The 13,366-nt window shown below is 61.8% G+C and carries 14 protein-coding genes; 5 read left to right on the top strand and 9 right to left on the bottom strand.

Going from position 1 to position 13,366, the window contains the following annotated elements; genetic code table 11:
- The first annotated feature begins 107 nt into the window (after nucleotides 1-107).
- Complete coding sequence (locus BS629_RS32810; protein ID WP_026188580.1) at nucleotides 108-1,103, top strand: aldo/keto reductase; 996 nt, start codon at nucleotides 108-110, stop codon at nucleotides 1,101-1,103.
- A 91-nt stretch (nucleotides 1,104-1,194) separates the two neighbouring features.
- Nucleotides 1,195-1,554 (top strand): nuclear transport factor 2 family protein, encoded by a 360-nt coding sequence (locus BS629_RS32805; RefSeq protein ID WP_018244386.1) that lies wholly within the window; start codon nucleotides 1,195-1,197, stop codon nucleotides 1,552-1,554.
- A gap of 54 nt (nucleotides 1,555-1,608) precedes the next feature.
- Here BS629_RS32805 and pheT read toward each other — a convergent pair whose 3' ends face one another.
- From pheT to infC, 5 genes are all read right to left on the bottom strand, one after another.
- Nucleotides 1,609-4,032 (bottom strand): phenylalanine--tRNA ligase subunit beta, encoded by a 2,424-nt coding sequence (gene pheT / locus BS629_RS32800; protein WP_018244385.1) that lies wholly within the window; start codon nucleotides 4,030-4,032, stop codon nucleotides 1,609-1,611.
- A 16-nt stretch (nucleotides 4,033-4,048) separates the two neighbouring features.
- Nucleotides 4,049-5,131 (bottom strand): phenylalanine--tRNA ligase subunit alpha, encoded by a 1,083-nt coding sequence (gene pheS, locus BS629_RS32795; RefSeq protein ID WP_018244384.1) that lies wholly within the window; start codon nucleotides 5,129-5,131, stop codon nucleotides 4,049-4,051.
- 150 nt (nucleotides 5,132-5,281) lie between these two features.
- Nucleotides 5,282-5,686, bottom strand: a complete 405-nt coding sequence (rplT, locus tag BS629_RS32790; protein WP_003544622.1) for a 50S ribosomal protein L20 — start codon at nucleotides 5,684-5,686, stop codon at nucleotides 5,282-5,284.
- A gap of 38 nt (nucleotides 5,687-5,724) precedes the next feature.
- On the bottom strand, nucleotides 5,725-5,928 hold the full coding sequence (gene rpmI, locus BS629_RS32785; RefSeq protein WP_003570998.1) for a 50S ribosomal protein L35: 204 nt from the start codon (nucleotides 5,926-5,928) through the stop codon (nucleotides 5,725-5,727).
- A gap of 325 nt (nucleotides 5,929-6,253) precedes the next feature.
- Nucleotides 6,254-6,790 (bottom strand): translation initiation factor IF-3, encoded by a 537-nt coding sequence (gene infC, locus BS629_RS32780; RefSeq protein WP_075225634.1) that lies wholly within the window; start codon nucleotides 6,788-6,790, stop codon nucleotides 6,254-6,256.
- 178 nt (nucleotides 6,791-6,968) lie between these two features.
- Between infC and BS629_RS32775 the strand changes: the two genes are divergently transcribed.
- Nucleotides 6,969-7,808: an alpha/beta hydrolase gene (locus tag BS629_RS32775; RefSeq protein ID WP_018244383.1), complete on the top strand. Its 840-nt coding sequence runs from the start codon at nucleotides 6,969-6,971 to the stop codon at nucleotides 7,806-7,808.
- A gap of 165 nt (nucleotides 7,809-7,973) precedes the next feature.
- Nucleotides 7,974-8,573 carry a transglutaminase-like cysteine peptidase gene (locus tag BS629_RS32770; protein WP_018244382.1) on the top strand — a complete coding sequence of 200 codons (600 nt, stop codon included), beginning with the start codon at nucleotides 7,974-7,976 and terminating at the stop codon, nucleotides 8,571-8,573.
- A 430-nt stretch (nucleotides 8,574-9,003) separates the two neighbouring features.
- On the opposite strand, the gene mbfA is transcribed toward BS629_RS32770, so the two are convergent.
- Nucleotides 9,004-9,987, bottom strand: a complete 984-nt coding sequence (gene mbfA, locus BS629_RS32765) for an iron exporter MbfA (RefSeq protein ID WP_018244381.1) — start codon at nucleotides 9,985-9,987, stop codon at nucleotides 9,004-9,006.
- Nucleotides 9,988-10,170: 183 nt separating this feature from the next.
- Here mbfA and BS629_RS32760 point away from each other — a divergent pair, with 183 nt between their 5' ends.
- On the top strand, nucleotides 10,171-10,638 hold the full coding sequence (locus BS629_RS32760) for a group III truncated hemoglobin (RefSeq protein ID WP_018244380.1): 468 nt from the start codon (nucleotides 10,171-10,173) through the stop codon (nucleotides 10,636-10,638).
- Nucleotides 10,639-10,671: 33 nt separating this feature from the next.
- Here BS629_RS32760 and BS629_RS32755 read toward each other — a convergent pair whose 3' ends face one another.
- The 3 genes from BS629_RS32755 to BS629_RS32745 all read right to left on the bottom strand — a co-directional run bounded on the left by BS629_RS32755 (nucleotide 10,672) and on the right by BS629_RS32745 (nucleotide 13,266).
- Complete coding sequence (locus BS629_RS32755) at nucleotides 10,672-11,583, bottom strand: EamA family transporter (protein WP_018244379.1); 912 nt, start codon at nucleotides 11,581-11,583, stop codon at nucleotides 10,672-10,674.
- A gap of 72 nt (nucleotides 11,584-11,655) precedes the next feature.
- Nucleotides 11,656-12,231, bottom strand: a complete 576-nt coding sequence (gene recX, locus BS629_RS32750; protein ID WP_018244378.1) for a recombination regulator RecX — start codon at nucleotides 12,229-12,231, stop codon at nucleotides 11,656-11,658.
- A gap of 9 nt (nucleotides 12,232-12,240) precedes the next feature.
- The gene (locus BS629_RS32745) at nucleotides 12,241-13,266 is read right to left on the bottom strand and encodes a histone deacetylase family protein (RefSeq protein WP_077988768.1); all 1,026 of its coding nucleotides are present in this window, start codon (nucleotides 13,264-13,266) and stop codon (nucleotides 12,241-12,243) included.
- Between the last annotated feature and the right edge of the window lie 100 nt (nucleotides 13,267-13,366).

The raw sequence follows: 13,366 nt of genomic DNA, 5'->3' as shown, positions 1-13,366 counted from the left end.
CAACCTGTTAGAAACTGCATGTATTTTCTGATTGATGCCGCAGCGATATGGTCTGCCGGTACCGCAACGATCCGTTAGCGGTTCAAAATCAGCTCAAGGAGCGCATCATGAAAACCCGGAAACTCGGAAACGATCTGACCGTCTCTGCCGTCGGTCTTGGCTGCATGGGCATGAGCTTTGCCTATGGCGCCAGCAACGACGCGGAATCGATCAAGACACTGCATCGCGCCATCGATCTCGGCGTGACCTTCTTCGACACCGCCGAAGTCTATGGTCCCTTTACCAACGAGGTTCTTCTTGGCAGAGCGTTGAAGCCGTTCCGCGACCGCGTAGTGATCGCCACCAAATTCGGCTTCAAGATCGACGCCAGCAAGCCGGGTATTGCCGCCATCGCCGGCGTCGACAGCCGCCCCGAGCACGTGCGGGTGGTGGCCGAGGCCTCGCTGAAACGCCTCGGCATCGAAACCATCGACCTCTTCTACCAGCACCGGGTCGATCCCAACGTGCCGATCGAAGAGACGGTCGGCGTCATGGCAGAGCTGGTGAAAGAAGGGAAAGTCCGCGCGCTCGGGCTTTCGGAAGCCGGCAGCGTCACCATTCGCCGCGCCCATGCGGTCCATCCGATCGCAGCCCTCCAGAGCGAATATTCGCTGTGGACGCGCGATCCCGAGGAGGAGGTGCTTGCGACATGCCGCGAACTCGGCATCGGCTTCGTGCCCTACAGCCCGCTGGGGCGCGGCTTCCTGACCGGGGCGATCCGCAAGGCGGAGGATCTCGACGCGGACGATTTCCGCCGGCAGGTGCCGCGTTTCCAGGCGGAAAATTTCGACGCCAATGCCGCTCTCGTCGCGACGCTCGAGCGGCTTGCCGACGAGAAAGGCGTGACGACAGCACAGCTGGCGCTCGCCTGGGTGTTGAACCAGGGCGACGACATCGTGCCGATCCCCGGCGCCCGCAAGCTTCATCATCTCGAACAGAACGCCGCGGCCGCCGATATCGTGCTGAGCCCGGCGGAACTTGCGAGGCTTGAAGAGGTCATCCCAGCCGGGCAGGTTGCCGGCAAGCGCTATTCGGACGCCTCGCTTGCCATGACGAACATCTGAACCTGAAAAGCCCGGTCGGCCACAACCGGCCGGGCTTGCCTTCGGGGCTGGCGAAACTATCTAACGCCATCTCGAAGAACGGGATGAAAATATGTCGGACAGGCAGGCAGTCGAACAGACGGTTCATCTCTATGTCGAAGGCATGGCCTTCGCCAATGAGGCAGCCTTGAAAAAGGCCTTTCACCCGAAAAGCTCGATCATCGGCCATTATGAGAATGCCGTCGAATGGCTGACGCGGGACGAATTCATCGCCGCGATCCTGGCGGAAGAGCCGGCGCCGCCCGGCACGCAGCCCTACATGGATATCCAGAGCGTCGACGTCGAGGGCGATGCGGCAAGCGTCAAGGTCACCGACGATTTCGCCGGCATGCGCTTTACCGATTATCTCTCGCTGCTGAAGATCGACGGCCGCTGGACGATCGTCGGCAAACTCTTCCATCTGCATCTGTGAAAAGACCGGCCGCTATTGGCGACCGGTCCATTGTTTGACGACGCTGGGTGAAGCTCAGCTTCTGAGGACACCGCCGGTGAATTTCGTGACGCTGGCGACGATCTTCTGCGTCAGCGCCTCGAAATCCTCGTCCGTCAGCGTGCGCTCGACCGGCTGGATCTGCACCTCGATCGCCACCGACTTCTTGCCCTCGCCAACCGATGCGCCCTCGAAAATGTCGAAGACATTGACGCCGGTCACCAGCTTGCGGTCGGCGCCTGTTGCGGCCTTGACGATCGCGCCGGCTTCCACCGTCTTGTCGACGACGAAGGCGAAGTCGCGCCGGACCACCTGGAAAGGCGACAGTTCGAGCGCCGGCTTGGTGCGCGTCGCCTTGCGCTTGGCGTCCGGCATGGCGTCGACATAGACCTCGAAGCCGCAGAGCGCGCCGGAGACATCAAGCGCTTCCAGCGTCAGCGGATGGAATTCGCCGAAATAGCCGAGCACGACCTTCGGCCCGATCTTGATCGTGCCGGAGCGGCCGGGATGATACCATTCCGGCCCACCCTGCTCGATCTGGATATTGCCCATCGGCAGGCCGCAGGCTTCGATGACGGCGAGCGCGTCGGCCTTGGCGTCGAAGACATCGACCGGCTTGCCGCCGCCCTTGGCGACGTTCGACCAGGCGCGACCGGCGCCGGCAAGCGAGGCCGTGCCGCGGCGAATGCCGCCGGCCACGCGGCGCTGACCGTCCGGCCGATCATTCTCATAGGTGCCGGAGACCTCGAAGAGGGCGACGTCGGCATACCCCTTATCGGCATTGCGCTGGGCGGCAGACAGCAGGCCCGGCAGCAGCGAGGGGCGCATATCCGACATTTCGGCGGCGATCGGGTTGGCAAGCTTGAGGGCGGGCGAGCCGCCGCCGAACAGCTTTGCCTGGTCTTCCGGAATGAAGGACCAGGTGACGGCTTCGAGCATGCCGCGCGCGGCCAGCGCCCGCTTGGCAAGGCGGGTGCGGATCTGCAGCGTCGTCAGGATCTTGCCGTTGACGGCCGCGTGACTTTCGAGCGGCGCCGGCTTGATATTGTCGACGCCGTGGATGCGCATGACCTCTTCGACGAGATCGGCCTTGCCGTCGACATCGGGACGCCAGGAGGGAACGGCGACGGAGACCCGCTCGCCGGAACCGGAGACCGTGAAGCCAAGGCGCGTCAGAATCGTGTTGCTTTCCGCATTCGAGACGTCGAGGCCCGTCAGGCGCTTGACCTCCGAATAGGGGAAATCGACGATCTTCTGTTCATGACCCTGGTAGCCAACGATCTCGGCCTTGCCGGGTTTGCCGCCGCAAAGTTCCAGCACCAGTTCCGTCGTGCGTTCGAGACCGGGGACCATATATTCCGGATCGACGCCGCGTTCGAAGCGGTAGCGGGCATCGGTGATGATGCCGAGGCTGCGGCCTGATTTGGCGATGTTCATCGGGTCCCAGAGGGCGGATTCGATCAACACGTCGACGGTGTTCTCGTCGCAGCCGGAATGTTCGCCGCCCATGATGCCACCGATCGATTCGATGCCATCCTCATCGGAGATGACGACGTTGTTCGGCGAGAGTTTGTATTCGCGCTGGTCGAGCGCCAGAACCGTCTCGCCTTCGGCGGCACGGCGGACGGTCAGGTTGCCCTTAATCTTGGCGGCATCGAAGACGTGGATCGGCCGCCCCTGATCGAAGGTCATATAATTGGTGACGTCAACAAGCGCGTTGATGGGGCGCAGGCCGATGGCGATCAGCCGCTGCTGCATCCAGCGCGGGCTCGGGCCGTTCTTGACGCCGCGCACGAGGCGGAGCGCAAAACCCGGGCAAAGCTTCGGGTCGTCGAGATCGAGCGTCAGCTTCACCGGCGTCTCGCCTTCGACAGCGAAGGACGGTGCGGGCCGCGTCTTCAGCGTACCGAGACCGGAAGCGGCGAGATCACGGGCGATGCCGTGGATGCTGGTGCAATCCGGCCGGTTGGGCGTCAGGTTGATCTCGATGAGGGGATCATCGAGATGAGCATAGGCGGCATAACTCTGGCCGACCGGCGCATCTTCGGGCAGATCGATGATACCGTCGTGACTGTCGGAAATCTCAAGCTCCTTTTCGGAGCACATCATGCCATGGCTTTCGACACCGCGGATATTGCCGACAGCGAGCGTCACGTCGATACCGGGAACATAGGTTCCGGGCGCTGCAAAGGCGCCGACGAGACCGGCGCGCGCATTCGGGGCGCCGCAGACGACCTGGACCGGGGCGCCGGAACCCATATCGACCATCAGCACTTTCAGCCGATCGGCCTGGGGATGTTTTTCCGCCGAGACGACTCGCGCGATGACGAAGGGCTTGAATGCCGCCTTGTCGTCGACATCCTCGACCTCCAGTCCGATCTCGGTCAGGCGCGTGCAGATTTCATCGAGGCCGGCATCCGTTTCCAGATGCTCTTTCAGCCAGGAGAGCGTGAATTTCATCGTCCCAATTCTCCGTTCAAGCGCTGAGGCCGCCGAACAGCGTCGGCATGTCGAGCGGGCGGAAGCCGTAATGCGTCATCCAGCGGACGTCGGCGTTGAAGAAGTCGCGCAGATCGGGCATGCCGTATTTCAGCATGGCGATGCGGTCGAGGCCCATGCCCCAGGCAAAACCCTGATATTCGTCCGGATCGAGCCCGCCGTAACGCAGCACGTTCGGGTGGACCATGCCGCAGCCGAGGATTTCCATCCAGTCGGTACCCTCGCCGAACTTGACGATCGGGCCGGAGCGGTCGCACTGGATATCGACCTCGAAAGAGGGCTCGGTGAAGGGGAAGAAGGACGGGCGAAAACGCATCGTCACGCTGTCGACCTCGAAGAAGGTCTTGCAGAATTCTTCCAGCACCCAGCGGAGGTTGGCGACATTGGCCTTCTTGTCGACGACCAGGCCTTCGACCTGATGGAACATCGGCGAATGCGTGGCGTCCGAGTCCTGGCGGTAGGTCTTGCCGGGAATGATGATGCGGATCGGCGGTGTCTGCGCCTCCATTGTGCGCACCTGCACCGGCGAGGTATGGGTGCGCAGGACCTTGCGCTCGCCATTCTCATCCGGGTTGAAGAAGAAGGTGTCGTGCATCTCGCGGGCCGGATGGCCTTCGGGGAAATTCAGCGCGGTGAAATTGTAATAATCGGTCTCGATGTCGGGACCTTCGGCGATCGAGAAGCCCATGTCGGCGAAGATCGCGGTGATCTCGTCGACGATCTGGCTGATCGGATGGATACGGCCGCGCTCGGCCGGCGAAGAGCGCACCGGCAGGCTGACGTCGACCGTCTCGGCCTTCAGCCGCGCATCGATCGCCGCTTGCCGGAGCGTCGCCTTGCGGGCGCCAAGCGCCTCGGTCACTGCGTTCTTCAGAACGTTGATCGCAGCGCCCTTGCTCTGGCGCTCTTCCGGCGTCATGGCGCCGAGCGTCTTCAACAGTTCGGAGACGGAGCCCTTCTTGCCGAGGGCGGAAACGCGCACGGCTTCCAGGGCCGTTTCGTCATCGGCGGCGGCGATTTCGGCGAGCAGCGATGTGTTGAGCTGGTCGATATCTGACATTGTCACTTCTTTCCGTCCAGTATCAGGCGGGCGATCGGGAGGCAGGCGGCGCCGGCCGGCGCCAGGAATATAAAGAAAGAAAAACCCGCGCTAGCCCAAACCAGCGCGGGTTTCCCAAAATCATAAATTCAAAAGCTTGGGAAGCGCTGGTTACTTGACCGCGCCTTCAAACTCGTTCGCCGTGCCGGCTTCCTTGAGGTATTCAAGAGCCTTCTTGGCAGCGCTGACCAGCGCGCCGAATGCTTCCGGCTCGTGAATCGCCATGTCGGAGAGAACCTTGCGGTCGACTTCAATGCCAGCCTTGTTCAGGCCGTCGATGAAGCGGCCGTAGGTCAGGCCGAATTCACGCACAGCGGCGTTGATGCGCTGGATCCAAAGCGCACGGAAGTTGCGCTTGTTGACCTTGCGGTCGCGGTAGGCGTACTGCTTCGAACGATCGACAGCAGCCTTGGCGGTACGGATGGTGTTCTTGCGGCGGCCGTAAAAGCCCTTTGCTGCCTTCAGAACCTTCTTGTGCTTGGCATGAGAGGTGACGCCTCTTTTTACACGTGCCATATCATGATCTCCTTAAATCTAGCGTTCGCGGACGAGTCTCAGAGACCGTTCGGCAGGTAATTCTTGATAACCTTGCGGCCATCCGGTTCTGCGAGAACCATGGTGCCACGTGCATCGCGAATGAACTTGTTGGTACGCTTGATCATGCCATGGCGCTTGCCAGCAGCGGCAGCCTTGACCTTGCCGGTTGCGGTGATTTTGAACCGCTTCTTGGCAGAGGATTTCGTCTTCATCTTGGGCATTTTGCTACTCCTTCTGTCCTCCCTGCGCGCTTTATCAAAAAAGCCCTCCTGCGAAGTCCGGTTCTCCGGCCGTCGCAACAAGGTGCGGGAGCGTTTGTTGTTGATCTGCGGCATCGGCGACGAACCGTTCCGCAAGCATTCGAAACTGCCACGGCATGCCCTGCCGGTCAGTTCGGACGCGCGCTTATAACCGCAGCGTCATGAAAGTGCAACGGGGCGGCGGAGGAATCTTCGCTCACCCGAAAACACAATGGCGCAAAGCAGAATGGCAGAAAGCACAAAAGCCGCCCTTGCGGACGGCCTTGGGCGAAAAACTGCCTGGCGCTTACTTCGGCGCCAGCACCATCATCATCTGGCGGCCTTCGAGCTTGGGTTCGGCTTCGACCTTGGCGAACTCGATCGTATCAGCCTTGACCTGCTGCAGAAGCTTCATGCCGAGTTCCTGGTGGGCCATTTCACGGCCGCGGAACTTCAGCGTCACCTTGACCTTGTCGCCTTCGTCGAAGAAGCGACCCATCGCCTTCATCTTCACCTCATAATCATGGGTGTCGATGTTCGGGCGCATCTTGATTTCTTTGACTTCGACGATCTTCTGCTTCTTGCGCGCCTCGGCAGCCTTCTTCTGGTTGGCATATTTCAGCTTGCCCAGATCGAGGATCTTGCACACCGGCGGTTCGACATTGGGGGAAATTTCGACGAGATCGAGGCCGGCTTCTTCCGCCATTCTCAAGGCCTGGTCGGTAGGCACGACGCCCATATTCTCACCGTCAGCCCCGATCAGCTGAACTTTGGGAATGCGGATTTCACGGTTCGAGCGCGGTCCGTCCTTCACGGGCGCGTCGGTTTTAAAAGGTCTGCGAATGGTCGTATTCTCCTCGCGTTGTTTCGGAACGTTGCAGCATCGCGCTCCCAATCAGGGGTGCACAAACGTGTCGCGTCATCGCTGCAACGGAGTCAATATCATCCTTTAGCGGAAAAATCACCCGCTGTCAGCCTGCCAAGAATCTGTTTTATAGGCCAAAACAACAGGAGTTTCGCCGATGTCCGATCAGTTGTCCAATGCCCAGCCGCAGTTCCTGACGGTCGGCGAGGGTGAGGCGGCGCGTGAGATCGCCATGCTTGTCCGCCCGGCGCGGGCCGGCAATGGTGCACCGGCACTCGTCTGGCTGTCCGGCTACCGCTCCGACATGAGCGGCACCAAGGCAGTGGAACTCGACGGGCTGGCGGCGGAACTTGGCGCCGCCTGCATCCGCCTCGATTATTCCGGCCACGGACTTTCCGGCGGCAGCTTCGGCGACGGCACGATCTCGCGCTGGCTGGAGGAGGCGCTTGCCGTCATCCGCCATGTCGCGCCCGATCGGATAATCCTCGTCGGCTCGTCGATGGGCGGCTGGATCGCGCTCAGGCTGGCGCAGGAGCTTGCGCGGCAGGGCGGCCCAAAGCTCGAAGGCCCAAAACTCGAAGGCATGGTGCTGATCGCCCCGGCACCCGATTTCACCTCCGAGCTGATCGAGCCGAACCTGAAGGCCAAGGAGCGCAAGTCGCTGGCCGAGCGCGGCTATTTCGAAGAGCGCTCGCAATATAGTCCGGAACCGAACATCTATACGCGGGCGCTGATCGAGGATGGCCGCGAGAACCGGGTACTCGACGGCATCATCGAAACAGGCTGCCCGGTGCATATCCTCCAGGGCATGAAAGATGCTGATGTGCCGCATGCACATGCGATGAAACTGGTCGAACATCTTCCCGCCGACGACGTGGTGCTGACCTTCATTCGCGACGGCGACCATCGCCTTTCCCGCCCCGGCGACATCGCGCTGCTCGTGAGCGCCGTCAAAGGCATCATCCGTTCATCAACAATTAGGCAGATGCCCGCTTGAATGGCATCGGCGGATAAATTCGCCTGATACAGGTCCCCACGCCGTTGCATTTTAACCATGTCGGCGAGTCGCAAGGTCCTACCAAGAAGTAACGATTGACTCTTTCCGGCCCTCTCCATTAACACTTTGTTAATAAATAAGGGGCGATGCAAGGAAAGAGCGGGCGTGCGGATCAAGGGTATCTTTGTGGCCATGATGGCCGTGTTTGCGATGGCAACGGCCGCCATACCGGCCCCAAGCAGAAATGCTTCAATGGTAACGGGCAATGCCACCTCACAGCCGATCGGCCACTACGATTTCTGTCAGATCCACCGCAATGAATGTGGCGCAAACCGCAACGCAGGCCCGGTCGCCATGAACCCGGGGAAGTGGTCGCTCGTCCGTTTGGTCAACGCCACGGTCAATCGCACCATCACGCCGATGACCGACAAGGAAATCTACGGCAAGGATGAGGTCTGGGCCTATCCGACCACCGCCGGTGACTGTGAGGATTTCGCTCTGCTGAAGCGCCGCATGCTGATCCAGCGCGGCTTTTCGGCGGCCGACCTGCTGATGACCGTCGTGCGCAAGCCGGATGGCGAAGGCCATGCGGTGCTGACGCTGCGCACTGCAGAGGGCGATTTCGTGCTCGACAACCTCGCCTCCGACGTCAAGCCGTGGTTTGCGACGCCCTATTCCTTCGTCAAGCGCCAGTCGAGCTACAATGCCGGCCGCTGGGTCACCATCGAGAACGGCCGCGACGTCCTGGTCGGCGCTCTGCGGTAAGGCTTGCAATAGAGAATGTGGAAAGGCCGGCGATTTGCCGGCCTTTTTGTTTTGTGGGTGATGGTTCTCCCTTTCCTTATGCGGAGAGGAGCGGGCTGCCGCTAGCCGGCCTTTCGCTTGCGCTTAACGAGTTCGTCGCCAACGCTCCTCAACCCCCTCATCTGCCCTACGGGCATCTTCTCCCCGCTGGGGAGAAGGGGAATAAGACGTACGTGCCACGACTCCGCTTCTCCCCAGCGGGGAGAAGATGCCGGCAGGCAGATGAGGGGGTGAGCGGCGAAGCCGCGAATGCGCTGAGCGCAAGCGAAGGGCACGGACCGCTTTTGATGCCGAGTATGACGCACCGTCTCCCGGCCCTTCGCTTTAGGCTCAGGGCGTTCGTTGCTGCGGATTTACTGGATCGATTGCTCGGGCTATGCCCGACCGCAACTCACCCATTCCCGATCAGGATGCCGGCGCCGAGCACCAGGCTGCCGCCGAGCACCACCTGGAAGGCGGCGCGCAGGAAGGGGGTTTCCATGTAGCGGTTCTGGATGAAGGCGATTGCCCAGAGCTCGAAGAAGACAACGACGGCAGCGGTGATCGTCGCCGTCCAGAAATGCGGGATCAGATAAGGCAGTGCGTGGCCGAGACCGCCGAGCGCCGTCATGATGCCGCAGGCAAGGCCGCGCTTGACCGGCGAGCCTCTGCCGGAGATCTTGCCGTCGTCATGGGCGGCTTCGGTGAAGCCCATCGAAATGCCGGCGCCGACGGAGGCCGAAAGGCCGACGAGGAAGGTCTGCCAGGTATCCTGCGTGGCGAAGGCGGCAGCGAAGATCGGCGCCAGCGTCGAGACCGAGCCATCCATCAGCCCGGCAAGGCCCGGCTGCACATAGGTCAGCACGAATTGCCGGCGCACCGTCTCGTCCTCGTCGTGCTTGACGTCTTCCGGCGTATGTTTGTCGCCCAGCATGCGGGCAATATCTTCATGCCCCTGTTCGGCGAGGGCGAGATCACCGAGAAGCTGGCGCGTCGAGGCGTCCGAGGTCCGCTTTGCCGCCTCGACATAGAAGCGATAGGCCTGCTCCTCCATCGCCTCGGTTTCCCTGCGCATCGCATCCAGCGAAAGGTTTGCCCTGAGCCAGTCCGGCTTGCGCTCGTAGAAGCCCTCCACATGCTCGCGCCGGATCAACGGAATGCGCTCACCGAAACGCTGGCGATGGATCTCGATCAACGACTTGCGATGCGTGTCCTCGACCTCGGCCATGTCCTCGAAGACCTTGGCCGAGGCCGGAAATTCGCGGCGCAGTCTGTCTGCATAGGCAAGATAGATGCGGGCATCGTCTTCCTCGGAGGCGATCCCAAGGGCAAGGATCTCCTGCTCGGACAGCGACTCGAAGGATCGTTTCGAGGATCTGAAAAACCGCGCCAGCATGATCTTCTCCAATTTTTAGAATTATTCTAAATCTAAAGAACACGGCGATGACGGTCAAGTGCGTGAGGCAATTCAAAGTGCTACAGCGCTGACAGATTGCCGCAAGCGGCACGGCCGACTTTGGCTCGCCGCCATAAACACCTATATGGAGGCTGCCGCATCACGCGGCGCCGGGGTTTTGGAATGGACAATGACATTCAGGGCCGCCCTGCTCATGTCGCGGCGATCCGCGAAAGGGCGGAGGCCGAGATGCGGGACATGGGCGTCGACGCGGCCTTCATCGACAGGCTGGTCGAGACCTTTTACGGGCGCGTGTTAACGCATCCCGATCTCGGCCCGGTGTTCGACGCCAAGCTGTCCGGCCGCTGGCCGGAGCATATGGCGAAAATGAAGAGCTTCTGGTCGGCTGTCGCCTTCCGCAGCGGCGCCTATGGCGGCAAGCCGGTGCAGGCGCATACTCATGTGGCAAACCTCACGCCGGATCTCTTTCCGAAGTGGCTGTCGCTCTTTGCCGCAACACTCGACGACATCGCCCCGTCGCCGGAGGCCAAGGCCTGGTTCATGGCGACGGCGGAACGGATCGCCAAGAGCCTGGTGCTGTCGCTGTTCTACAATCCGGCTCTCGACGATCCCAAGCGCAAACCCGCCTGATCCAAATTAACGAAGTAGCGCAGGCATTCAGCTCTAAGTCTTCGCCGCCGAGGCGGTGGCGCCGGCGCTGGCCGCCACCACGAGCGCCGTACCCAGTATCTGCAGCGCAGTCATCGGCTGGGCCAGGATCAGAAAGCCGGCGAGCGCGCCGATCGCCGGTTCGAGGCTCATCAGGATGCCGAACGATGCCGACGGCATGCGCCGCAGCGCCACCATTTCCAGCGCATAGGGCAACAGCGGCACGAGGATGGCAAGGCCGAGAACCTCGACCAGTCCCTTCAGCGTGAAGGCGCCCCCTGTCTCGGCAAGGCCGAAGGGGGTTGCGACGAGGCCGGCAACGATCAGCGACATCGAGAGGCCTTCCAGACCCTTGAAGGCAGCGCCGACCTTCTTCGTCAGCAGGATATAGACCGCCCATCCCACGGCCGAGCCGAGGGCAAAGAGGACGCCCGGGAGATTGCCGACCCAGCCTTCGCCGTCATGGGCGAGAAAGAGAATGCCGGCCGCAGCGATCAACGGCCAGGCGAGCCGCCATGTCAGACCATAGCCGAAGACGGCGACCGAGAGCGGCCCGAGGAAATCGATGGCGATCGCCAGGCCGAGCGGCAGCCGCTGGATCGCCGCGAAGAAGCAGAGCGTCATGGCGGCCGTCGTCGTGCCAAGCAGCAATGTCGCCCGCCACTGGGCGCCGCTATAACGCAGCACCGAAGGCCTGACGACGACGGCAAGGATGATCGCCGCAAAAGCAAGCCGCAGCCAAGTGGCGCCGGCAACGCCATAGGTCGCAATGGCTGGCGAAGACAGTGCTGCGCCGAACTGGATCGAAGACATCGACATCAGGCACATCGCGACACCGGCCGCCAAGCCGCCCGAACTCGGCGATACGCCCGGCTGCGCAATCAAGGCTGCGCCGTCCGTCCCGGTCTCGATATTCTTGATGTCCATGTGGCCCCCGATCCTGGCGCGGTTCTAGGCCGAAGACGGGTGAGAACCAAATTCAAACTTTTCATGCCGGGATCAAGAGCGCTGATGCTGAGGCGCCAAAGATCGGCCAGCAAGGATGACCTCTTCGGCGTCTTCAAAGCTCATGTCGAAGACCTTCCTGCCGATGTCGAAGCTGAAGCCGTTGCGGGCGAAAGCCGAAAGCTCTTTCGCCTTTCGCTTTTCGTCGAGCTCGACCCGGCGGAAGGGGCCGAAGGCGCGTTTGCGGGCAAAAATCGCTGCGGCATAGAGATCGTCAGCCTCCTCAAGTGCCACTTCGACCTTGTCGCTGGAGACGCCCTTGGCAGCAAGCTTCTGGGCGATCGCGCGCTTCGATTTACCGCCGCGCACGGCCGAGCGCGTGCTGATCTCCGCATAGGCGCTATCGTCGAGCACCTTATTGTCATAGGCAAATTTGACGGCGAAATCGGCAACGGCCTTGAGTTGCGCCGCGCTGATATCCTCGAATTTCTCCTTCGCCTTGCGGGCAATGGCGTCAAAGAGCTGCTTTTCCGTCATCATCCGCCGCTCGAGGCGATAGACGGTGGAGTTGCGCGCCCAGCTCAGCATGCGGGATGTCGGGATATCGGATGAAACTGTCTCGTCGGTCATCGGCAGGGATCAGGCTTCCAGGCCCTTGAGGACATTGGCGACGTTGAGGCCGATTTCCGGCACGCCGTAGCCACCCTCCATACAGGCGAGCACCGGCAGGCCGGCGGCTGATATCATCGCGCCCATGCGGATGAAATCATCGGAGGTGAGGCTGAAGAAGGAGATCGGATCGCGCTCGAAGGTATCGACACCGAGTGCCACGACGATCGCCTCGGCGCCGAAGGTCTTGATGCGGGTGAGCGCATCGGCAAGGGCCGAAGACCAGACATCCCAAGGCGTGCCCGGGAGCATCGGATAGTTGCGGTTGCTACCTTCGCACTCTCCCTCGCCTTCCTCGTCGGCATGGCCGAGGAAATAGGGAAAGGCATGCATGGGATCGCCATGCAACGAGGCGGTGAAGACATCGCCTCTGTGATAGAAGAGATCCTGCGTGCCGTTGCCATGGTGGAAATCGACATCCAGCACCGCGACTTTCCTCGCACCATGGTCGAGCAGCCGCTGCGCGGCGACGCCCGAATTGTTGATGAAGCAATAACCGCCGAAGAGATCGATGCCGGCATGGTGGCCGGGCGGGCGGCAGAGCGCGAAGGCGAAACGATTGCCGGCATTCAGCCAATCGGCGCCCGTGATCGCGCAGCGCATGGAGGCGATCGCCGCCTCGTAGGAGCCCTTGGTGATCGAGGTATCGGCGGCATTGGCGTAATGGCCGATCGCGCCGACGATATTGTCGGGTACACGCTGGCTGGTGCGGCGAACGGCGAAGGAATTGGCGATCGCCTCGCCGGTGAAACCGGCCGCCACCCAGCGGTCCCAGACGGTGGCAAGAAAATCCAGATAGGCGGGATCGTGCACCTCTAGCGCCGTTTCCAATCCATGCGCATCGGGCGCCACCACGTCGGTAAAGCCCGCCTCCTTGACCGCCGCCAGGATCCATTCGGCGCGAAACGGCGCCTCGAAGGGCGTCACCAGTTGGCCGGCGTGCAGCTCGGTCCTGGCATCGCGCAGCTTGTGGTCTTCGGAATAGATGACGCGCATTTCAGATCCTGCCCTTGATTGACGATGGAGATTTACACGGCTCGGCCGCGACAAAAAAGTGGCGCGCCGTCTTGAACGTCCAGGCGGATGACGCCACCTT

The organism is Rhizobium leguminosarum bv. viciae USDA 2370 (assembly GCF_002008365.1).
Taxonomy (GTDB): domain Bacteria; phylum Pseudomonadota; class Alphaproteobacteria; order Rhizobiales; family Rhizobiaceae; genus Rhizobium; species Rhizobium leguminosarum.
This window is presented reverse-complemented; position numbering and strand designations above follow the sequence as displayed.

Coding starts and splice junctions, on each gene's coding strand:
- BS629_RS32805 (WP_018244386.1), top strand. CDS start 1,195: ATGTCGGACAGGCAGGCAGTCGAACAGACGGTTCATCTCTATGTCGAA.
- recX (WP_018244378.1), bottom strand. CDS start 12,231: ATGACCGACGAGACAGTTTCATCCGATATCCCGACATCCCGCATGCTG.
- BS629_RS32745 (WP_077988768.1), bottom strand. CDS start 13,266: ATGCGCGTCATCTATTCCGAAGACCACAAGCTGCGCGATGCCAGGACC.
- pheS (WP_018244384.1), bottom strand. CDS start 5,131: ATGTCAGATATCGACCAGCTCAACACATCGCTGCTCGCCGAAATCGCC.
- rpmI (WP_003570998.1), bottom strand. CDS start 5,928: ATGCCCAAGATGAAGACGAAATCCTCTGCCAAGAAGCGGTTCAAAATC.
- BS629_RS32760 (WP_018244380.1), top strand. CDS start 10,171: ATGGACAATGACATTCAGGGCCGCCCTGCTCATGTCGCGGCGATCCGC.
- BS629_RS32810 (WP_026188580.1), top strand. CDS start 108: ATGAAAACCCGGAAACTCGGAAACGATCTGACCGTCTCTGCCGTCGGT.
- rplT (WP_003544622.1), bottom strand. CDS start 5,686: ATGGCACGTGTAAAAAGAGGCGTCACCTCTCATGCCAAGCACAAGAAG.
- BS629_RS32755 (WP_018244379.1), bottom strand. CDS start 11,583: ATGGACATCAAGAATATCGAGACCGGGACGGACGGCGCAGCCTTGATT.
- pheT (WP_018244385.1), bottom strand. CDS start 4,032: ATGAAATTCACGCTCTCCTGGCTGAAAGAGCATCTGGAAACGGATGCC.
- mbfA (WP_018244381.1), bottom strand. CDS start 9,987: ATGCTGGCGCGGTTTTTCAGATCCTCGAAACGATCCTTCGAGTCGCTG.
- BS629_RS32775 (WP_018244383.1), top strand. CDS start 6,969: ATGTCCGATCAGTTGTCCAATGCCCAGCCGCAGTTCCTGACGGTCGGC.